22 protein-coding genes are annotated in these 20,193 nt (G+C 45.9%); all 22 read right to left on the bottom strand.

Features of this window, described 5'->3' with window-relative positions:
* Positions 1 to 34: 34 nt before the first annotated feature.
* The gene (locus C162_RS18920; protein WP_036696527.1) at positions 35 to 454 is read right to left on the bottom strand and encodes a hypothetical protein; all 420 of its coding nucleotides are present in this window, start codon (positions 452 to 454) and stop codon (positions 35 to 37) included.
* 430 nt (positions 455 to 884) lie between these two features.
* A complete protein-coding gene (locus C162_RS34460) occupies positions 885 to 1,304 on the bottom strand; it encodes a prepilin peptidase (RefSeq protein ID WP_051493681.1) in 420 nt (139 codons plus the stop codon).
* A 163-nt stretch (positions 1,305 to 1,467) separates the two neighbouring features.
* The gene (locus tag C162_RS18910) at positions 1,468 to 3,768 is read right to left on the bottom strand and encodes a CARDB domain-containing protein (RefSeq protein ID WP_036696525.1); all 2,301 of its coding nucleotides are present in this window, start codon (positions 3,766 to 3,768) and stop codon (positions 1,468 to 1,470) included.
* A gap of 209 nt (positions 3,769 to 3,977) precedes the next feature.
* Positions 3,978 to 4,877: a copper amine oxidase N-terminal domain-containing protein gene (locus C162_RS18905; RefSeq protein ID WP_036696523.1), complete on the bottom strand. Its 900-nt coding sequence runs from the start codon at positions 4,875 to 4,877 to the stop codon at positions 3,978 to 3,980.
* A 571-nt stretch (positions 4,878 to 5,448) separates the two neighbouring features.
* A complete protein-coding gene (locus tag C162_RS18895) occupies positions 5,449 to 5,838 on the bottom strand; it encodes a type II toxin-antitoxin system death-on-curing family toxin (RefSeq protein ID WP_036696520.1) in 390 nt (129 codons plus the stop codon).
* On the bottom strand, positions 5,838 to 5,984 hold the full coding sequence (locus tag C162_RS36020; protein ID WP_156949658.1) for a hypothetical protein: 147 nt from the start codon (positions 5,982 to 5,984) through the stop codon (positions 5,838 to 5,840). Before C162_RS36020 ends, C162_RS18895 begins: the two co-directional genes overlap by 1 nt.
* A gap of 202 nt (positions 5,985 to 6,186) precedes the next feature.
* Complete coding sequence (locus C162_RS18890) at positions 6,187 to 8,895, bottom strand: hypothetical protein (protein WP_036696519.1); 2,709 nt, start codon at positions 8,893 to 8,895, stop codon at positions 6,187 to 6,189.
* A 22-nt stretch (positions 8,896 to 8,917) separates the two neighbouring features.
* Entirely contained in the window at positions 8,918 to 9,508 is a 591-nt protein-coding gene (locus C162_RS18885) for a hypothetical protein (protein WP_036696518.1), read from the bottom strand.
* Positions 9,505 to 10,593 carry a WxL protein peptidoglycan domain-containing protein gene (locus C162_RS18880; RefSeq protein ID WP_084648972.1) on the bottom strand — a complete coding sequence of 363 codons (1,089 nt, stop codon included), beginning with the start codon at positions 10,591 to 10,593 and terminating at the stop codon, positions 9,505 to 9,507. The genes C162_RS18885 and C162_RS18880 overlap by 4 nt, the downstream gene beginning before the upstream one ends.
* A 25-nt stretch (positions 10,594 to 10,618) precedes the next feature.
* Positions 10,619 to 11,242 (bottom strand): hypothetical protein, encoded by a 624-nt coding sequence (locus tag C162_RS18875; RefSeq protein ID WP_036696516.1) that lies wholly within the window; start codon positions 11,240 to 11,242, stop codon positions 10,619 to 10,621.
* Positions 11,243 to 11,253: 11 nt separating this feature from the next.
* Positions 11,254 to 11,937, bottom strand: coding sequence for a Flp pilus assembly protein CpaB (gene cpaB / locus C162_RS18870; RefSeq protein WP_036696514.1), 684 nt, complete (start codon positions 11,935 to 11,937; stop codon positions 11,254 to 11,256).
* Positions 11,938 to 11,958: 21 nt separating this feature from the next.
* On the bottom strand, positions 11,959 to 12,378 hold the full coding sequence (locus C162_RS18865) for a hypothetical protein (RefSeq protein WP_036696512.1): 420 nt from the start codon (positions 12,376 to 12,378) through the stop codon (positions 11,959 to 11,961).
* A gap of 1 nt (position 12,379) precedes the next feature.
* Entirely contained in the window at positions 12,380 to 12,805 is a 426-nt protein-coding gene (locus C162_RS18860; RefSeq protein WP_036696509.1) for a DUF4320 family protein, read from the bottom strand.
* Positions 12,806 to 12,815: 10 nt separating this feature from the next.
* Entirely contained in the window at positions 12,816 to 13,055 is a 240-nt protein-coding gene (locus C162_RS18855) for a hypothetical protein (protein WP_036696507.1), read from the bottom strand.
* 26 nt (positions 13,056 to 13,081) lie between these two features.
* Complete coding sequence (locus C162_RS18850; RefSeq protein WP_156949657.1) at positions 13,082 to 13,963, bottom strand: hypothetical protein; 882 nt, start codon at positions 13,961 to 13,963, stop codon at positions 13,082 to 13,084.
* 9 nt (positions 13,964 to 13,972) lie between these two features.
* On the bottom strand, positions 13,973 to 14,848 hold the full coding sequence (locus tag C162_RS18845; RefSeq protein ID WP_036696503.1) for a hypothetical protein: 876 nt from the start codon (positions 14,846 to 14,848) through the stop codon (positions 13,973 to 13,975).
* Positions 14,845 to 16,917 carry a CpaF family protein gene (locus C162_RS18840; RefSeq protein WP_036696502.1) on the bottom strand — a complete coding sequence of 691 codons (2,073 nt, stop codon included), beginning with the start codon at positions 16,915 to 16,917 and terminating at the stop codon, positions 14,845 to 14,847. The genes C162_RS18845 and C162_RS18840 overlap by 4 nt, the downstream gene beginning before the upstream one ends.
* Complete coding sequence (locus tag C162_RS18835; RefSeq protein ID WP_235218467.1) at positions 16,914 to 17,135, bottom strand: hypothetical protein; 222 nt, start codon at positions 17,133 to 17,135, stop codon at positions 16,914 to 16,916. The genes C162_RS18840 and C162_RS18835 overlap by 4 nt, the downstream gene beginning before the upstream one ends.
* Before the next feature lie 47 nt (positions 17,136 to 17,182).
* Positions 17,183 to 17,392 carry a hypothetical protein gene (locus tag C162_RS18830; protein WP_036696499.1) on the bottom strand — a complete coding sequence of 70 codons (210 nt, stop codon included), beginning with the start codon at positions 17,390 to 17,392 and terminating at the stop codon, positions 17,183 to 17,185.
* A complete protein-coding gene (locus C162_RS18825; RefSeq protein ID WP_036696498.1) occupies positions 17,385 to 17,801 on the bottom strand; it encodes a hypothetical protein in 417 nt (138 codons plus the stop codon). Before C162_RS18825 ends, C162_RS18830 begins: the two co-directional genes overlap by 8 nt.
* Before the next feature lie 448 nt (positions 17,802 to 18,249).
* On the bottom strand, positions 18,250 to 19,887 hold the full coding sequence (locus C162_RS18820; protein WP_051493679.1) for a S8 family peptidase: 1,638 nt from the start codon (positions 19,885 to 19,887) through the stop codon (positions 18,250 to 18,252).
* A 70-nt stretch (positions 19,888 to 19,957) separates the two neighbouring features.
* The coding region (locus C162_RS36970; protein ID WP_036696497.1) for a hypothetical protein at positions 19,958 to 20,193 on the bottom strand (236 nt) is incomplete at its 5' end.

Below are 20,193 nucleotides of genomic sequence, written 5' to 3'. Positions count from 1 at the left end.
TTTACAAGCTCCTCGTAATTGCGTCCTTGTAAAATTATGCTACGGTTATGCGTTGGAAGCAATATCTAGTTTTAAGACACGCCCTAGAAACCAATTCAGAAATTTCACGCATATGTTCTTCGTATTTAGGAGTCTTAACAAAAATTTCGAAACTGTTTGCTAATAGCTCATCCTTTTTATAAGCATAGGTTTCAATATATTTTTCATCAAAGATAGCCACTTTTTGAATGGTATCAGATATTGTAACGCTAGGATTATGCGAATCTATCCCATCATTTAAATATTTAAATGGACGTAAGTCTGTCAGAGTTCCACCTGATGAATGCAAAGATATAGCTTGGGCAATCGTTGATTTCCCAGTACCATTAATAGCATATTTAATATTTAATCTCCCATTTTCTATACAAATAACTCCTGAATCAATATTGTTACAGTTATTAATTGAAATGTCCATTTCTTGTTCCCCTTCAAAAAAGCAAATTAGTTTACATTTTCATATCAATTAATTCCTACCCCTTATGTACTTCTACAGATAAAAATTTCCATATAAATCTCAATAATATTTCATTAGCTCGTTTAAAATGCACATTAATTTTCTCCCTTACATCGTTAAGAATCTCCACTGTAAGCTGTTCTTTTAAATAAATGTACTTCGAAAGCATCACCTCAACTCTCCATTTTGACCCAAGAAATAAATGATTCGAATCGAAAAAACTCCTACTAAGCTCACTGCCAATGTATAGTCCCTAAATAAAAAAAGTACCCTGTCAGCCTAAGCCAACAGGGTGATTGCGCCGATTCTTTCGGACTACACGCCGGTGCTTCCGATCAGTGTAGTTTCACATTAACATGATTGTAACAATCTGTAAATCGACAATTTAAAGTCATAAAGCGACAATAATCCCTAGCAAACCTAAAGTAAGAAATGGTGCTAGAGGCAAAGAGGACTGGGTCTCCAGTGAAAGCAACTTTCTTCCTCCCTGGTACAAAAAAGCAAAAATACACATCAACAATAGAACACCCACAGCTCGCTCCAATCCTAGACCTAATCCAAGCAGTGCAACTAACTTCACATCACCGGCTCCCAGGGATCGGGGGCTGATCATGAAGACCAGGAACAACACTGCACCTGGAACCAGCCCCCATAAATATTCCGGGTTGAATCCTATCCTGAGCACTAGCAATGATAAAATAGCTGGGTACGTCAGCTTATTTGATATTCGCCGTTCCGTGATATCCGTATAGCTGAACCAGCAGCAAAGCATCATTAAGCTTATTGTCAGCAGCATATTAACTATGGCCATTACTTCATACTCCTAGATCCGGGAATAACAGCTGCAGGCCACAGATCACGATTACCTTCAGCAATGTAAATAAGTTAGATATCATAATTCCCTCCTTTTAGTGAGCCCTCTCGGTGCTCACAAGTAAAACCCCACCGAGATCGATGGGTTAGCTACTTTCAGTTTAGTTTGTCCGTCTCAAATTCTGCACATCATCGTACATCCCACCGTATATCTCTACTTGCTTCGTGATACATGTCACCAAGCTATTTATTCCTGCAGGATCGGTGGAAATTTTAATCCGATAATAGCCATCTGTAGCATTTACGGAGGTCATGTATTTTCTGCTTTGATAGACTTTTCCGGAGTCAGAGGTGATCTTGACCAATGGTAATTCCCATGTAGCGTTTTTTCGGTCCCCGCTGGTCTTCTCAAGCTTAACTTGGCGCTCGTACTTCCAGTTCGAGTCATAGAAGGTAGCGTACACCGCATCAGGACCGTAGTAAGTTCCACCCAATGGATAGGCCGTTCCTTCCAAGCCTGTCGGTATCTTTGTCTCCCAATTGGTGCTGTAAGATGTATTCACTTTGAGCTCAATGCCGTAACCAGCTCTGGTAATTGCATTGGCATCCTTTCCGCTTCTCTTGGCGTAGGGGATGATCTCCCAGGAACCGCGGCTCTCCTTGTCCGACTCTTTAGGGTGATCAAGATCTGTTGCTATGCCTTGCTTGGTGTTCACTTCTGCAGAGATCTTCAGATTCTCCTGGTACGTTACAGGAGTATTGCTCCAGTTAGGATCACCGTAGTCTGTATAATACTGAGTGAAGTAGTGAGTCTTACCATCCGCCGTTGTATAGCTTGAAGAGTAGTACTTCGTAGGATAACCAGTAATCACTGGATAGGATACTGACCATTCACCAGTAGCCTCTGGCTGATTACATTCGCTCCCACCTCCAGCAGCATCTGATACAACACTGCAGCCAGTCGTGACAATATTATTGCTCCGATTCTGATCCACCTTTTCTTTCTCGGGATCAACGGAGAGAGTGAGATTGTGAACCCCTGTCGAGGTGCCTGTCCAATTAAAAGGACCCACGGTTAGCGTCTGACCTGCAGCAAAAGATTTGCGTGTTTCATAGATTTTGCTGGCGTTATCGTATAAGCGAATGAGAACATCATTCTGCTCAACTGCGCTGTCATTCTTCACCTTGCTGGTGATGCTGGAATGACCGCCCTTGGTAATGGAGCCCGGAGATGCTGTGATCGATACCGCAATCAGATCCGCCTTCGGAGCCACACGTTCAATCATCCATTCTCCATGCAGCATATTGTTGTTGTATGCCACCGCCGGTGACTCCAGCGCCCGATCCTGATGTACCGGATTGTTAATCGTAGCATCAACTTTAATGTAGTACTTCCCCGGATCATCACTAATCTCGATTTTACCGAGCATGTAGTTGAACTCCTGACCATTCACTATGGTCGCAGGAAGAGATTGGTTCATCGAAGCCAGCGAAAACTCTGCGGTAAGTACACCGCCAATCTTAACTGCAGCATTCATTGGCATCCCCCGCGTATTCACATAATCGGAAGCTATAATCTCATCTCCGTCATAGCGGAATTTCACCCAGAGCTGCCCACCGTCCGTGAGGGTCAACTTTGTAGGTACGAAGTCCAGTGCTTGCTCATCTGGAAGCGTAATGCTCTTAATGGCTGTCCGGCCATAACCATCATCCACGATGATATCTACGTCTTTGCCGAGGACTTTGGAGATATCCTTCGCATTCATGCTTACGTTGCCGTTATAGACTGGTTCAGCAGTGTGAATGAGTTTACCATCCGTTAGACTAACCACTTTGGATAAGTCCGGAAAAGCCCCCTTTGGGACTGCGATCACCCGAATGTTCCGTTCAGAGTACCCGTAGGAGGAGAAAGCGATATTCAATGCGTTTCCCTGAGATACTGTTAATTTCGGCCAAGGGGAAACATCATAGAGCGCTCGATAAGTGTCAGCATTGATCTTTAGTGAACTGTTGAACTTGATGCCCATGCGCGGAACGATGCCGGATGTACGAAGAAAGGCGAAATTGTTCCGGACAGTGTAGTAATAATCATGCCCTGTTGTAAATATAGGATCATTGGCAGTTTGAATAAACTGATTACGAAAATACTGACGCTGTGTGGTTTCAATAGATTGCCCCGCCCAAACGGAATCAAACAAGTCGCCTAACGCTGCCTCACTTTTGAAGACCAGTCCAAAACCATTCTCTTTACTAAAACTCTGTTCTACTGGAGTTCTTTTGACATTAAAGACATCATAGTTAGGCACTATTCTGGTTTGTCCATCTGAAAAGGTAAACAATCCTGCCCATTGATAGAGCTGCCACGGGTTACTGCCCACCTTCTTATCAAGCGCTGGTATATATCCAGTGAAACCAAAGCTATCTTCCGTTCCATAATCCCATTGAACATATTTGTATAACATTGGAGTTCCCGCCGCAGATACTCCTTGGACAGTTAATAACATGCTGATTACAAATATGAGCACGGTGTTCCATATTCTAAATCCCCTCATTATTATCTCGCCTTCCAGTGATTATTTTAGATATTTGCAAAAAAAGAGCCTGTCGCATGTAGCGATCAGACTCTTAAAAAAATAATTTTTGAAATGAAATACTGCAAAGTGTTTTTCAACTAATGCTGATTCAGAGCTTTGAACATTTCAATAACTTCTGTCAATGTGGAGCCACCATTTCCTTCTCCAAAGACAATTACATCGTTTGTAATAGTTCCAAAAAGTTTAGTCATATCATCATTAAAATTCGTATCCAGGTTGATAACGTAACCTTCCCAACTATCTCCGTTAGACTCAGGCTTAGAGATCACTAAATCTCCTGCATTCTTCCCAATGGGAAACGAGTAACTTCTACCTGATTCAAGCTTAGTGATGGCTCCCTTAGCTGCCCCTTTACTACCCGCAGCACCTTTCGGCAATGTGAACGTCAACTTTCCATTAACAACCTTCATATTATCTACAAATAACGCCTTGCCCAGTTCCGTCTCCCGAGGCAACTCAAACCCAACCTTAAACATATTATTCCCACCCGCAGCAGGCGTGGCCGAAGGAGACGGACTCGCTACCGGTGTTGAAGATGTTCCTGTAGTAATCGTCACCAGACGTTTTTCTTGATTCCAACCCACCTCAGCACCAAGGGCCTCCGACACAAACCGCAAAGGTACATAGGTACGGTTCTGCTGTAGCCGTGCAGGTACATCCAGCTTTTGAATGACAGAATCAACTGTTACGGTATCACTATTAATCTTCATCAGAATTTTCTTCGTACCTAACTCAATCGTTACGGATCGATCCAGGCCATAGCCTACCTTCGCTCTCAGCGCTTCACTGACGAACCGGATCGGTATCATCACCCGGTTATTCTCGTAATAAGGCTTCGCGTCCGGGAACTTGAGCGCTGCTCCATTGACCTGTACCGTTACCGCGACTTGCGCTGCGGATGCAACGCTTCCGATCAAACCTATTATCATTATCATGGCTAGAACCACACTGCCTACTCTCAGTCTACTCCGACTCATTTGTTTCACTCCCCGTTTTGATCTTCATTTGTTGTATTAACTGTAGTAACAGTTGGATCATCCCCTGGAATTCCTCAGATATATTCATCAGGTTCTTCTCGTTATCGCCTAGCAAAGCTCTCCACTCCGGGCTCCAAAAATAGCGAGTTTCATCTTCATTCAGACGATGGATCGCTTCGCGGATAGCCTCGGCTCTGTTGGTGTTATGCTTATCGCAATAATCCTGCAGAATCTTATCAGTGGCCGCATCCAGTCGGATGGGAACGGCTTTGCTCTTTGGGTTCGCTGAAGGCGGTCTACCCATTCTTGAAGGGTTCAGAACAATCACCTCGTTTTATGATATACGCATAGTATATTATAATGTATATCGTTAGTAAAGAAATATTTTCCAAATTCGATATCCACTCCCTCCCTCCTCTCCCCCACCGCACCTTCACACTGAAAAAGGGCAAAATAAAAAGCCCCTCAACGGCGCTTGTGTCGTGATGCTATTCATAACTTCATCCTTCATTCTCCTACAGAACAAGCATACCGCATTTATTCAAGACAAACGTATACAAAAAGTATGGAATTATCCGTTCTTGTATGAGTTCTTCTCTAACCATGCGGCTAAAGCTTGAATACCTATTTTTTTGGTGGCGACCAGGATGGCCACATTAAAAAGTTCCTCGGGATCTGCATCGAGTTCAAATCCATTTAGCCCCAGAAAGACATATGTCACCAGGACTCCCGTCCTTTTGTTAGCATCATAGAAGCAATGAGAGGTAATTAAACCCTCCATCAAAACTGCAGCTTTATAAAATAAACCGGGATACTGCTCCTCACCGAAGACCACACTAAATGGCTTCTCGGATATGAAGTCAAGATATCCCGGTTCTCTGATTCCGGCCAATCCATTCGATTCGGCCAGCTCTGCATCATGAATTTCCATAATCTGTCGAGGCGTCAGTTGAATATACATCAGTTCTTAGCCAACTTATCCAAGGTTTTTCTGTATTTCTTCATACCCTTTTTGGCAAGCTTCAGAACCTCAGTATCGGAGGCCACTGGTTGTTTACCCTCTTGCTTCTGATCGATCATTTGTCCATCCTCCTTCTTCTCATCCATCAGCTTTCCTCCCAGATATGACTTGGTAAAGTATATACCCCAATCATTCTATAAATACTCAAGGATCGCAAAATGGTCTTACAGGGTTGATATGATTATAACATGTCAGGTAGAATCATCAACGGGTTCTAGACCCATTCGTCCATTCTTAAAGAAAAAACTGACCGTCTTAGCTAGAAGACGATCAGTTTATGAACACGTTCTATATTCCCGAAGCCAGTGTAAACGTAAACTGCGAACGGTACGTTCCCACACGAAGCCCCGTTTTGGCTCCCGTCTGGTAGGCACTGCCATCTCCAGCCGAAACGACTTCCACCTTGTCCGGCACACGAAGCATATAGCTCATTGGCAGTTGATATTGACCCATCCCCTGAAATGCTTCTGCTTTCGCCAGGACAACGGGTTCAGCATTAAAGACATAGGAGCCCTTCAACCCAAGGTTCATGTCCTGGCCTACCAGTGTTGTTGTATCGTTAACGTCTACACTTAGAACGGTGGAAGGCATCTTGACGACCAGGCTGTTGGTTCCGAGGCTGTTATCGACTACAGGATCACTGACAAAATCCGTAATTTTGAGCGAGTAGTTCCAGCCTGCACCGGTTCCGCGCGAATCTTCAACCACAGAATTCGTGACACTATTCAGTACCTGATACTGATTTGTCGTGCCGATCGTCACCGTATCAAGCAGTAACCCGTTAAACTGAGCATTGAACCCGCCGCCCAGGACCGTAAAGGAAATATCCTCTGAACCAAGCGGACTGCCCCAGCCTGGATCTATGGTTGGTTGCGGGGTGACCGTAGGGGCTACTGTAGGTACGGGTGTAGCCTTAGGGGTTGCCGTTGGAGTTGGTGCAACCGTTGGTGCTACTGTCGGCACAGGGGTGGCTGTAGGGGTCACTGTTGGGATAGGAGTCGGCCCATTAATAGAGGCTTGACCTGTCGCCAATTCATCCCCTGCCAAGCTCAAGACTCTTGTATCCACCACATGACTACCTTGGGATAAACTAACCGGTCCTGTATACTCCGTCCACGACCCATTATCATTGCGGACTTGGACTTTCACACCGGCATGCGTTGTTCCACTTTCGACCGTATAAGTTCCATTCCCCTTGTTCACCACCTTGGGGTATCCGGCTGCGATAACGATTGGATCATTTGTGACATCCAGAGACATGATTGGGCTATAGGTAGTGCCTGCTCCTGATCGTGCTTTAAAGCTAATTGCGCCTGACTGACTTAATACTATAGGAGCTGTGTAATTCTGCCATGTTCCTCCACCATCAACCGAGTACTCACGAGTCTGAATGTCGGCAGAAGAACCATAATTTACGGTAACCACATGACGATTAAACTTGTCTTTGGCTACTGTATTTGTTGGCAAATCTAGTACGATAGGAGCGACATAGTCTGGTGGATATACAGTTGGAAATCCGCCACTAACAGGAGAACTATCAGCACCATTAAGCTTTTCTAAAACTCCGTCCTCTGTAATACCATACACATAGGCTGCACCATTTCGATTCGTAACCGAGTAGAATTTAAGAAACTTCTTTGGCAACGTAAAGAAGTTGGATGCCTTGTTCCAACCTATCACCGAGTGATCAGCTGCTAACGCATAGGTATAGCTGTCTGTTGAAGCTGCCAAATCGGTTATGTTCACGATTTGGTTGACTGGTCCGGTTATTCTGACTGGAGTAGCTAATGAACCGCCAGAAACTCCAGCTCTATCGAGATAATTCAATCCCACTGCATATACTTTCCCATTCTTAAGATACCAGTAAGTCCCACTATAATCGGAAGTTACAGTCTTAACCCCAGTATCAATGACTTTCATTGGTGAAAAAGCCGAGGTATAAAATTCGGACAATGATGTCCCCCAGTAGCTTAGATCACCATTTTGAATAGACACATATCCTTGCAGTAGATAATCGGATGCACCCTGTCTTGTAGTGGACATGTATCTGTGTACATTCGAAAGGTCAATGTTACTAGGTAGCGCAATTAAAGTATTGTTCGTCAACTCATTCGATGTGTCCATAGGAGACCTATAGGTGAACCAGTTTGAAAGAGTGTAGGAAGATCCATTGATTGTGAAAATGCGAGAAGATACATTAGCTTTAATATCGGAGTATCCAGACCCTCCCGGACGCGTGGATATGACCGCATGATTCTGTCCATTCAAAAATTTCATATCAAAGTTGTTTGCTGAACTAAAGGCCGGAAAGATAGAGGTTACATCGACTACCTTGGAGGTAGGGGTGGTGAAAGATGATTTTCCAAATGCCTCACCGACAAGGTACACAGCATTATCTTTCACGATTAATATCGAAGTATCTGAAAGATAGAACAACTTCTTCACGCCTGACAACTCTGCTCCGGACGGATCGAGCACTTCAGTAGGGATGCTTTTATCGGCTGCACCACCGATGGCTAACTGTCCATTGGTCCCCTTCCCCCAAGACCATACGGTTCCATCCGTTTTCAGAGCAAAATAACTGTAGTTAGTCGCCATCGACCACGAATATCCATTTTCGATGACCTGAAAATCAGAAACTTGGTCTAATAGCTTTACAACACTTTTGCCTTTTAACTGTGAGTACATTGTGGTTCCTTGCAAATACACTTTACCTGCTTCAGTACCATAGTCTTCAAAATACATACGGACTTTATCGGCCGTGATCGACTGCACTGGATAAATATAGTTCTGCAATACCTTAGTCCCATTAGAAAGGTTGAATACAGTTCCATAGGTCGTATCGTTATGGTCGTAGGTAATGCTGTCTATGGTTGTAAAGGCAGCCCCCTCTGCATTGTTTCCATTCCCCGATAGCAGTACAGGGAATAGAAGAACCAAGGATAAGGCTACATACAATGAGCGTAGTCCCTTTTTCTTTGATTTGCTCTTAGTCATTACTCAATCCTCCTCGTATGGGTTATAAACCTGCTGTTGCTGTGTAGGTAAAGGTAGACGTATAGGTTCCCTGCAGTAATCCTACATGCTGGCCATTACTGCCTGTAATCAACTTGGGAACGTTCAGCGTATAAGCAATTCCGAACTGATGTGTACCCGCGCCCTCCGATGGAATCACACCCACAATCCGGCTGTCCCCGGAGGAAAGCACCTGATGATTGGCCAGTTCTCCTTTGGCTGCTGCAAAATCAATAGGCGTTCCTGTAATGGCCGTCTTGTACTGAGTGGAAAAAGATACAGATGATGCCGGGATAATAAAATCAACGGCCTGTCCTCCTACCATCTTGGACAGTTTGAAATCAGTAGCCCGCAGGACCACTCCCCATCCTGCTGCCGTTCCGCGTGCATCTAGTACATACAGATTACTGTCTGCTGCTGATGTTTGGTTCTGCTTAAAATCAAGCGTAATATCCTTGAATACAGGTTTCGTTTGGGTCATTTGCAGCCCCGCCCCCAGTACTACCACTTCAGACTCGTCCGTATCTGCAGCATTGGCAGATACAGGAACCGCTAGGATCATCAGCAGCATAAGGCCTATTAATACTTTCTTCATATTGCTCCTCCTCGATCAATTTTCTCTTCTTCCTTTTGTTTCTCTTTCCGTTTCCATAGCAGCAACAGCAGCCAGAACAATAGAACAAAGCTAAGGATGCTCCCTACAATAATGACCACTACAATCCATAGGTTCAGCTCCAACCAATCCCAAAACGTCTGTGTCACCTCGATCTTCCCTGCCTCTTTTAGCGAGACCTCAGAAGCCTTCGCCTGCTCAGGCGTGACTCGGAAGGTGAATGTTCGGTTAATCGTCTTGCCGGAGAACGAGGCGCTGTAATTGACCTCATAGACATCGGGCAGCAGCAACCGGTCATTGACAATATAGACCATATCCGCTGTGCTTCCCGCGTAAATAGAGTCTGCTGTGTAATCCTGCTCGTACAACACCTGCTCCTGCGTATTACGAACTGTAATTTTACCCGTGGGCTTCTCCAGAATTGTGCCACGATCACTCAGCTTGATCGTCAATCGCGAATGGCCGGTGCTGACATAATCATGCTGAAATGCATCAATACTCATGTCATGCTTCGCCTGATCAGCCTTGTATTCCAGAACCATCTGCACCCCGCTGCGGTTGACCACATCGATGGCCACCGAAGCCTGCTGCCCCTCTGAACCTGCAGCCGCTTCTTCTGCCTTGATCAGTTCTTCTGCAGCGATTACTCCTACGTACTGGCCGGGGAGGAGATCCTCCGGTATATTCACGGTGTACTTCAAACTGCGCACTTCCTGCGGTTTCAGCGTAATTGCCTTCACGCCTTGCGGCTCCAGCCAAGACCCAACTAAGCGAAGTCGCTGCTCCTTTTCCGAGAAGCTGCGTCCCCCATTTTGCGCGGGGAGGGCATCCGCTGGATACAGCTTGAGTTGTACCGGCGTATCTTTGGCATTGCGAACCACAAAGCTATACTCCCGCGTATCTCCAGGCTTCACCTGATCCTTGTAATACCCCCGGCCTTCTTCTACAGCTTTGACCGGGGATAGGACAAAGGAACTGTCCGCATGGACAGCCGTGGACAGCCACAGATAGCCGATGAACCCGAGTACCCATACCCTCATGATGTTACGAATTGATCCTATCTTCATGCTCAAACCTCAATTCTTATATTCTCTATAGCCCGTTGACCAGGGTAAACGTCAGACTGGCCCGATACTCACCGGCAAGCAGCCCTACCTGTTCACCCGGGAAGACCCGGTCGGTATTGTTCACTTCTGAAACTTCGATGAGGGCGGGCAGATCGACCTGCAGGAGAAGTTCAGCGCTGTAACTCCCGCGCCCCGAACCTTCTGCTGCTTGCATAACGATCTGGGGCGATCCGGAAGAAAATACACCTGTACCCGTTGTCACCCCTCCAGCTTCTTCCTCCGCAATGAGCTCGGATACGTGATATGATGCATATTCCGCTGGAATCCTCGCCTGCATCGTTCCTTCCTGTACCTTATGCCGGATGGTGAAGTCATTAAGCGAAACTGCGTATTGCCACCCAGAATCCCCTTGTTGCTCAACCATAAGGCGCAGGGTCTGATTGAACTGCTGAGTTCCAGAAGCACTCAGCGTAAGATACGCTGGCTGATTAGCCACACGAAGACTACCAAGGGGCTCGTTATACACCGCATAGGTGGCTGACATAACCGTGATCGATCCCGCTTCTTTAAGCCCGCTCTGCTCCGCATGAGTTACCGGAGCACTTGTCAACAGCAGGGTCAGTCCTAACCATAAGCTTATTCGCTTCATATGAGCCCTCCTCACGGATGAAGGGTACCTGCAGGCAGCAGGTAGACCTTTCCGGTTTCTTGGGCCTCCATCAGCAGCGCAGCCTGCTGGGGGGTTACCTCAAGTACAATCACGGAGGGAATCAGGCTACCACCCTCTGCCGGATCGGGAACTTTCCCTTCCGCATTCAATCGTTTCACTACCTTCAGCTTCGACAACTCCGGTAGAATCATTTTTTTCGATTGCCCCGTTGTCGCATCAGACACGAAGGCATAGGCATCCACCAGGATGCCCGGCTTGACCTCATCCCCGGAGGACAGGACCAGATCCGTCTTCACTCCGATTTGCCGCATACCCTCTTTTAAAGAAGCTGCAGCCCCCATCCCAGAGGCCACCGCCGTGGTGACCAGCGATTTACGAATCGGTGCGCCAGCCATGAATCCATACTTGGAAGCATAGGCATCACTGAAATCCAGCTCATCGGCTGCTTGTATTGCATCTTCTGGCACTTCGCTAAGCACTATTTCGCGGAATTTGAGCTGTTCTTTGGTGATTGGCATATACGGATCAATATTGGCGACAGCAACAATAATCTTTTTGGTTTTCACCTGCTGCGCAATGTTCCGGCTGTTGAACTGAAACGCAACCAGCGCAAGGACCAGTCCAAGCAGGACGATCAATGCGCTGCGGGTATACTTATTCCATAACTTCTTCAAAGGCTTGACCTTCCTCCCTCACTATTTATAAATACTCTCATAAGGAATATTGCGATGAACGGTTACTGGATATGAAACCCCTGGCAACGCGAAGGAGACATGTGTGCGAAAGACCACATCGATCCAGGGGACATCCCCGGAATCATACGTTAGATGAAGCTCAAAGGTGCTGCTCTTCATCACCGGATTCTCCATTGCAGCATTTAAGTTCAGACTCTGTATAAAAGCATTCCGGGTCGCTGAACGCAAGGCATTCTGCTCCAGTTGTACAAGCCCCTGCTGCGCATCCGTCACGATGCCGGAACGGATAATGCCCGCATCAATCGCGTGTTCCACAGCTCTGCCCGTAGAGTCATACACACTATCAATCACCAGTAAATCCATCACCAAGACGATCAGGATTAGACCAAATAAGATAGCCCCGCAGACCTTAATCCACATGCTAATCCCCCGTCCTGAAGAATTTATGCGCTAGTCCAGAGACATGAACCGTTATCGGTATGGTATAGTAAACGCCCACCGCCTTCAGGGCAAATACGTTATACTCCCGAACCACCGTTACTTCCAGCAGATCTCCGCGCTGGACCGGCTTCGGGGTAGCGCTGAACGATACCATGGCCGGATTCATGCCCATGCTTTGGAGCAAACCATCCAGCCGGGTCCGTGTTGCATGGTCTGCCCCATTCTCCACCTTCATGATCTGCAGCACTTCCCCTGCGGCTGTACGTAAATTGGAACGGATCATCACATATTGCACAATGCTCACCGTAATCAAAGCAATCGTTAAGGTGATCAGCATTAGAAAGAAGACGGATATGATACCGTCCCCTCTCTCGCTCCGGATGAATTGTTTCCATCTGCGGCTCATGACAAGCTCCTTAGTTTAACGAGTTCATCTTGCCGAAGATTTTGTCTACCACAAAGGTGTTAATCTGTTCCTTGAACAACAGATACACGGCGATGAACAAGAGCAGCGTAATCAAAATACCAATGACCCATTGCATGGCATCTCCGCGCTCTTCTGTCCGAAACCGATTTAGCCTTCCTGCCAGGAATCCTGGAGCGTTGACCACTACCTGTTTTGTACTATCAACCATTTTCTTCATCATTTTCTTCATTCGTTAATCTTCCTCTCAAAATAGGTTTATAGGGAATTAAATGCGCCAAACATTTTGATCAGCATCATAAAAAAGAACACGACCACATGGAAGATAACCATTCCGTAGAACAGATTCATCTTTCCGGGATTCCCGCGCGTACGTTCCCGCAAGGCAAGCTTGCTTAGATTACGCAGATCATTTTTAACACCATTCAGATCATCCTCAGCTTCATGAAAGCCTTTCTCCGCCACGACATTAACCACCGATACAAAATCATATACGACAGGCACATGGACCTCTTTCGCAAACACTTGCAACGCATCCTTCTGCGGCATCGTCCCCATATTCGCTACGAGACGCTTGAGCAACGCGGATAACGTGGGACCACAACGGGTGCTGACTTCTTGAAAAATCACATTCAACGGCTTACCGACCTCCAGCGCTGTGATCATCTTGCTAATTAAAAATGGCAAATCCGCTATAAGCTGATTTTGCCGTTTTTGATACGCCTCTTTGATTCTGCGCATTTGTAGCCAATAAAATAAGAACGATAGGATGGGTCCGGCAATCACAAAAAAGGCTTGCTGCACCATACCCGCCAACACAAGAGCAAATCCGCCCGGCAGTATAGCTTGGATAATGGCTCTGGCGAGATACACTTCATAATTCATTGAATTCGCCAACATACTGTACATCTCGCGCTGCTTGCTGATCTTCCCTTTGGTTTGCCTCGTTGATAGCCGGTCCGCAAGTGACCGGACCACCGCATTTTGCTGCAGCCGCAGGCGCTGAGCGTCTGACTGATTGACGAGCGCTGCCATATTCATAATTTGCTTCTGGCGCTGAAAGCCCGGGATGACGATCCGCAGCACAGGAATGGCAATACACATAATGGCTAAGCCAAACAGTATGGATGTAATCATCATTCACCTCCTTTACAAATCATCCAGATTGAGTCGCAACAGCGAGTCCTTCTTCCAGAGTCCGATTAACACGGCCACAATCATACTGGCCAGCAGCAGCTTGCCGAACCCGGTCTGCAGGGTCGTTGCCGCCTTAAATTCCTGGACCAATTGACTCTCCAGATAACCGAACAAGAATGGGAAGAGCAGACTGATCCCGAATACCACGAACGGTTCCATCCGCTTTTTCTCATTCTCGATGTCAATCTCCTGCAGCAATTGCATATCCGAAGCAATGTCCGCAATACTCTCCCGAATTCCATCCACCGAACGAGCATGAAATCCGTCTTTATTCCCAGCCATTACTTTCTCGCAGAAATCATCGAATTTCTTGAACTGGACGGTTTGTTTCATTTGCTCCAGCACGGTAGGCACATCGATCCCGATCCGCAGTGAAGCGTACATTTGCTCGAATAACGGAACCGTCACCCCGCTCATGATCGGCAAAGACATCTCTAGTGACTTCTGCAAGGATTTGCAATCCCGAAACTTGGAGGACAGCAGCCGCAGATTCCCCGGCAAGTTCAGGAGAACCTCTTTCCTGCGTTTAAACTTCACCGCCGAGATGATCATCTTTGGTACAATCAATCCCATCGCGATTCCTACGCCGACAAACCAGATGTTCGCCGTCCAATAGGCGACCACTGCACCTATCACAAGGGAGATCCCAAGGAGTTGCACATAGTTACGCCATTCCAAGTGAATACCTGCCGCCTTCGCCTCCGCTTGAGTCTGCTCAAATCCAAAGGCAATACGAAGCTGCCTGGAACGGCTACTCGCCGCAGGGAGCAACGAGAACAGCCCAAAGGAAATCAATAGCCCTGCTGAGAGCAGCAGAATGGGCATCATATAGCCTTCAACCCCCTCACATCACACCAGCATTGAAGTTCTTTCTGTGTGGGATCTTTCAAATAGATTTTTTCCATGAGTGACTCGGATTGGATCGTGCCGACCCGCACATGTTGTTTGAGACTATAATCATATTTAAAAATGGGGTTGAGTATCGGTTCCTCCGTACCTTTGTAACCAATAAGTTCCGATATCTCAATGACTGCTTTGACTTTGTTATTCAACTTCTTTTGAAAGACGATCAGATCAATTGCACCAGAAATTTGACTAGCCGCTGCTTGAGTATTTCCATTCAGTTGTAGTAGCCGGGTCCCTGTCTCCTTCGCACTGTTCGCATGAATGCTCGTCCAGACCACATGTCCTGTATTCATTCCAATGAGACTCTGTTGAGCTGCTGCCTCATCCCGAATTTCACCGACACACATCACATCCGGCTTCAGTCGTAAGCAGGCTTTGATCAGTTTGGCGATACCGTAGCTCTTTTTCTCATCCTCCACTTCCTTAACTAAAAGGGAAGGTAAATTCGGATAATTTGAATACTGAGTTTTACTTGCCAGCATCATTTCCTCGGAGTCCTCAATGGAAATTATCCGGGTGATTGGTTCCACACACATCGGGAGGCGAATCAACTGCGTGGTTTTTCCGCTATTTGTACCACCACCAATCACGATATTGGCCCCTTTGGGAACAATAAAATGTAGGAACTCGGCAATCTCTTGAGAGATGTTTCCATACTGGATACACTGCTCATCGGTGTACACATCCGGAGGGAACTTGCGGATACTGATTAGCGGTGCATTGGCACTAATCCCTTGATACTCCTTCGTATCTGCGACAACACATATCCGAAAGCCCCGGTAATTGGCATCCACAATTGGATCGGTGCTGGAGATCGGTTTACCGATCGGCATGAGCATTTTATTGATCACTTCGTACAAGTGAGCCACACTCTGAAACTTGATGTCGTGTCGATGTATGTCTTGTCCATCCTGCTCAATGATCACTTGCTCCGGACCGTTAATCTCTATCGAGCTAACCGTAGGATCATCCAGAATGCCCTGTAGCACCCCAAGCTCGGTGATCTCCTTCTGCACCCACTCCACGACTTCATTCAAGGGAATGGATAGCGCATATTCATTCTGTTCCCGGATCAGATCCGAAATGTAGTATCGGATCTTCTGCCGGGAAGGTTCATGAGTCAGCGACTGGACGTATTCGTCCAAGTGATCTTCCTGCAGCCGATACCGGACAAAGTTCAGCAGCCCCTCCAGCTTCTTGGCATCTCCCTCCGACCATTCACTGTTAACGGACTGAATGGAGATCTGAACGTCCAGATATTCCAGGGGCTCAATAATTCCTACCGCTTCATTGTCACGCCCTACAGTTTGTGCTTCCCGTACTGGAATCTGGTTCGGCTCAAGCGCCTTCCAGCGCTTCATGAGCTCACTGAATTTGGTATACACAGGCACTTCATCAATTTTGACATTGGTATCTGCACTGAACAGATACAATCGCTCCGGCTTCACACTGAACACTTCCAAAAGCCTGCGGTAATGCGTATAATTGCCGACAAAATCAATAGCATCTGCACTGTAGAGGACCACTGCATCTGCGGTTCGGAGTGCGAAATGAGTTGTGGGCTGGATCAGAGAACCCTGTGTGAGCAGAATGATCACATCATAGGAAGCCTCCAGCTGCTGCCGTAGCACCACCGATGCCGACATTAAGGTTTGATTCGATGTCAATTTGCGAATGACGGGTGCTTCCGGCTGAGAGCGAGGATTCACTAGCATATAGTCCACACCATTCCGCTGGACCATATACTCCTGGATCGGCTTCAACGCTTGGCGGTCCAGATCGAGCAGGAACTGATCCATGGTCCGTTCTTTCTGCAGTTCAGCAATTTGCTGGTCGAAAGTATAGGCCATGCGCGGCAAACCGACACAAGGTAACTCCGCGACTACCACGCGCTGATCTTTGGGATAGGCACGGATCAGTTTCATCACACCCTGAACGGCATCCCCGCCGCCCAGATTGGCGAAGGCGATCACCTGAGCTTTGCCGGTCATGTTCGCCCCTCCGTCTCACCCCGGTGACAATTGCCCCGGTACACCCAGCCTTGACTTGTTTTTTCTAAGGTGGCGTAGGTGGCTTTGCCCGCCAGATGGCTATTTGGCTCTCCGATCTGAATGATCTTCGCCGTCCAGCAGGCCGGAGGCAGGACGTTTAGAAAGTGGTCCGCCATCTCCTCATCTACGACATCACCGATCTGGAGGTAGTCCTCCAAATCCCCTTCCCAATTTGCATAGGTCTTTATCATTTCATGTTCACTCCTTATTGTGCCTGGTACGTATCTACGATGTTCCACTTGCCATTCGAGAACACTTCCACGGTGACCTGATTGTTGTAGAGCATACCGTCTGCAACGGTCAACCGGGACAACCAGACCCGTTCTTTGCCAGTGTCCTTTTTTAGATTATCCGTATGTGATTGTTGTAGCGTGGGTAAAGCCTGCAGCTCAGCCAGGCTGTGCTTTTTATCCAATGTATTTCCCTCCTATCGTCTCCTTAAGTGCTTGCCAAGCCGTAAGCAAAGTGCTCACTGCTTGTTCCTGACCGTGCCAAAACAAGTTCTCTCTCAGACTGCTTATTCGGGAGTCAAAGGCTTCCCACTCGCTTCCCTCGATCACGGGCTGTGACTCCTGCTGATGAGGTTCCTCCTGTGTAACCACAGATGAAGAGATGGCTTTCTGAATCGCCTCTTCCAGCGTCCCTTCCTGGAGTCTAAGCTTGACCTCCCGCAGCACACCTACATCCTGCCAGTCCAGCTGCCTGCGCTTGCCGTCCCGGTTGAAGGTGTACTCTTGTTCCTCCAACAAGACGACCCAGCGCCGCAAGGTGCTGACCGGCGTATGCAATAGTTCTCCTGCCTCTTTGAATCCAACTTCCTGCATGGCACTCTCCTCTCTCAACGCAAAGGCCGCCCCTTGGATTGCCGGGGCGGCCTCTTTTTGTTTTCTTGCATGATATAAGATTAACTCAATTTCTCAAGAGAAACGTACTCAAAAAGTACGAGAAAAGTATGGGTTTTCAGGGTTTTGAATACGAGTCTCAGCCAGCAATCTCTCAAGGCTAACCTCTGTTATGAGAATTACAAGATGCGTTCTATGAATTTCTATTGATAATCGTACATGCTCAATAGCTTGGTTCGTGATCTCATAGGTCTAAAATGATTCCAGTAGAATAATCCACTTCACTTACTCCTCCTGATATTTATGGTTCCGTCTTCGGTTCCCAAATAAAAAGAAGTATAGAAAAATAAAAAAAGCCCATAACTGCGCGGGCTTTCAGTTGTTGAAATCGGGAACTGTAAACCAATATCTATGTGTCTTATACCATAGTTTAATGTATCGGGATAGGTTCAGGATCACTAATTTTAACAACTTCTCCAAGTATCGGCAAGCCCGATCCAATTCGTTCCTTGCCAAAATTAAAAGTTTGAGTCTGGGATAAAATTAAATTACGTAAAGATTCTAATTGTTTTTTATCTCTTGTCTTATTCTTAAAAAGAGGATGGTGTGCAAGCAGCAATGCTGCAAGTCCAGTTATGTGTGGTGCAGCCATTGATGTACCCGAATCCGTTTTGAATTTACCAGTAGGAGCAGTCGAGATAATATTAACACCAGGTGCACAAACATCAACCTCAGGACCAACACACGTAAAAGTTGGTGAAAAAATATCACCTAAAGTAAACTCTGGTTGAACTGTTGTAGATTCAGAAGTGTTAGGGTGCAAAGCTTTTAGTGAACCTATAGCTGCGACAGCAAGTGTGTGATTAGAAGATGCAGGAAAATATACCTTTTTATTGGAATCGTTTGAATTTCCACTAGCTGCAACACAGACAATCCCTTCTTCAGCAGCCAGTGATAGTAATCGCTCAACTTCTGGAATAACTTCTCCAGATCTTTTTCCTAAACTCATGTTAATTACATCAATGTCATTGTCAACGCAATATTCTAAGGCTTTAATAAATGGCAAGTCATCAAGGTTTGAAGGAAAGATTTTCAATACATAAACTTCAGCTTCTGGAGCAAATCCACAAAAAGGAATACTGTCGTTCCCTCTAGCGGCTATGGTTCCAGCACAATGTGTCCCATGTCCATATATATCATTCCTCCAAGTTTTATCATCTGGATTTTCGGGATCAATCGTAAAATCCAATCCAATCTGAATATGCTGAAGTACCTGATGAGAGTTATCACAACCAGTATCAATAATTGCTATTTTTATACCTTGACCATTTATATCCTTAGGCATTTTATCCAGCCCCATGATAGATTGACCCCATCCATATTTAAATTTACTGGGATCATTACCAATACTCTCGAATAAATTATCAAGCCTCACTTCATTAATTATTCCTTCTTTTAATAATGGATTGTGTAGAATTTGATCGTAATAATTAGTTGGTGCTGATATTATTAATGATTTTGGTAAATTCTCTCCAACTATACTTACTTCAAGTTCAACAAATCCTTGCTCGTTAGTTGTACCCTCCGCTGGAGTTAATCCTTCACCAAAAAGCTTAACTCTAGTTTTCTCAAGAGGATTATCATTATCCTTTCCTTTAATTTGTAATTTGAATAGCTTTTTTTTTACCTCTGCTGATAATGAATATGTTCTTAATGGTTGTACGTAACTTTCACTTCCAAAACTTAATGGTGTACTTTCTGTAATATTCATTTGTGGGGTCGTAAGGCGTAATAAGTCAGCCTTTTCCGGTTTCATACGTACTAAGAGTAAGTCGGTTGCCTCGCCTTCTCTAGCACCAAGTGTACGTAAAACTTTCTGGCTTCTGGATACTTTTTGTATTAATTCAATGTCATTATTAATCAGCAAACTCTCTAAGTCCGTAATAGAAAGCGGCATTAAATTCGAACTTAACAATTCCGGCCCATACTTAGGGGATATAAGATATTTTTTTTCTAAAGAAGCTCTATCAATAACGTTTTTATTTTCTTCGGCTGTATTTTCTGGCATTTTAATCAAGCCCTCCTATATTTTTATACACGTACAGGAATTATATAATTCACTGTACGTGTATTGGTTATTAATGAATTACAGGTTGCTGGGATTGAGCGAAAGTCTGTAATATGATGGGGACTGTTGTCAGTACATCTCCCCAATTCAAATTAAAGCCTTGAGGTTCAATTTGTGAACTCACCTTACTTTCTGGGCTTACCTGGGAAGAAGCTGATGCCAACAGAATAGGAACGATCACCTTAGCGACATCTCCCCAATTCACCTTCAAACCTTGGGGTTCAAATTGTGAAGTTCCTGCACTTT

The sequence above is a fragment of the Paenibacillus sp. FSL R7-269 genome, assembly GCF_000517865.1.
Taxonomy (GTDB): domain Bacteria; phylum Bacillota; class Bacilli; order Paenibacillales; family Paenibacillaceae; genus Paenibacillus_AQ.
Note: the sequence above shows the minus strand (reverse complement) of the source record. Positions and strands in the feature narration are given on the sequence as shown.

Coding starts and splice junctions, on each gene's coding strand:
- C162_RS36020 (WP_156949658.1), bottom strand. CDS start 5,984: ATGGATGAGAAGAAGGAGGATGGACAAATGATCGATCAGAAGCAAGAG.
- C162_RS18855 (WP_036696507.1), bottom strand. CDS start 13,055: ATGAAGAAAATGATGAAGAAAATGGTTGATAGTACAAAACAGGTAGTG.
- C162_RS34460 (WP_051493681.1), bottom strand. CDS start 1,304: ATGGCCATAGTTAATATGCTGCTGACAATAAGCTTAATGATGCTTTGC.
- C162_RS18820 (WP_051493679.1), bottom strand. CDS start 19,887: ATGCCAGAAAATACAGCCGAAGAAAATAAAAACGTTATTGATAGAGCT.
- C162_RS18905 (WP_036696523.1), bottom strand. CDS start 4,877: ATGAGTCGGAGTAGACTGAGAGTAGGCAGTGTGGTTCTAGCCATGATA.
- C162_RS18825 (WP_036696498.1), bottom strand. CDS start 17,801: ATGCAGGAAGTTGGATTCAAAGAGGCAGGAGAACTATTGCATACGCCG.
- C162_RS18865 (WP_036696512.1), bottom strand. CDS start 12,378: ATGTGGATTAAGGTCTGCGGGGCTATCTTATTTGGTCTAATCCTGATC.
- C162_RS18875 (WP_036696516.1), bottom strand. CDS start 11,242: ATGAAGCGAATAAGCTTATGGTTAGGACTGACCCTGCTGTTGACAAGT.
- C162_RS18920 (WP_036696527.1), bottom strand. CDS start 454: ATGGACATTTCAATTAATAACTGTAACAATATTGATTCAGGAGTTATT.
- C162_RS18850 (WP_156949657.1), bottom strand. CDS start 13,963: ATGATGATTACATCCATACTGTTTGGCTTAGCCATTATGTGTATTGCC.
- C162_RS18910 (WP_036696525.1), bottom strand. CDS start 3,768: ATGTTATACAAATATGTTCAATGGGATTATGGAACGGAAGATAGCTTT.
- C162_RS18840 (WP_036696502.1), bottom strand. CDS start 16,917: ATGACCGGCAAAGCTCAGGTGATCGCCTTCGCCAATCTGGGCGGCGGG.
- C162_RS18885 (WP_036696518.1), bottom strand. CDS start 9,508: ATGAAGAAAGTATTAATAGGCCTTATGCTGCTGATGATCCTAGCGGTT.
- C162_RS18845 (WP_036696503.1), bottom strand. CDS start 14,848: ATGATGCCCATTCTGCTGCTCTCAGCAGGGCTATTGATTTCCTTTGGG.
- C162_RS18895 (WP_036696520.1), bottom strand. CDS start 5,838: ATGTATATTCAACTGACGCCTCGACAGATTATGGAAATTCATGATGCA.
- C162_RS18860 (WP_036696509.1), bottom strand. CDS start 12,805: ATGAGCCGCAGATGGAAACAATTCATCCGGAGCGAGAGAGGGGACGGT.
- C162_RS18880 (WP_084648972.1), bottom strand. CDS start 10,593: ATGAAGATAGGATCAATTCGTAACATCATGAGGGTATGGGTACTCGGG.
- C162_RS18890 (WP_036696519.1), bottom strand. CDS start 8,895: ATGACTAAGAGCAAATCAAAGAAAAAGGGACTACGCTCATTGTATGTA.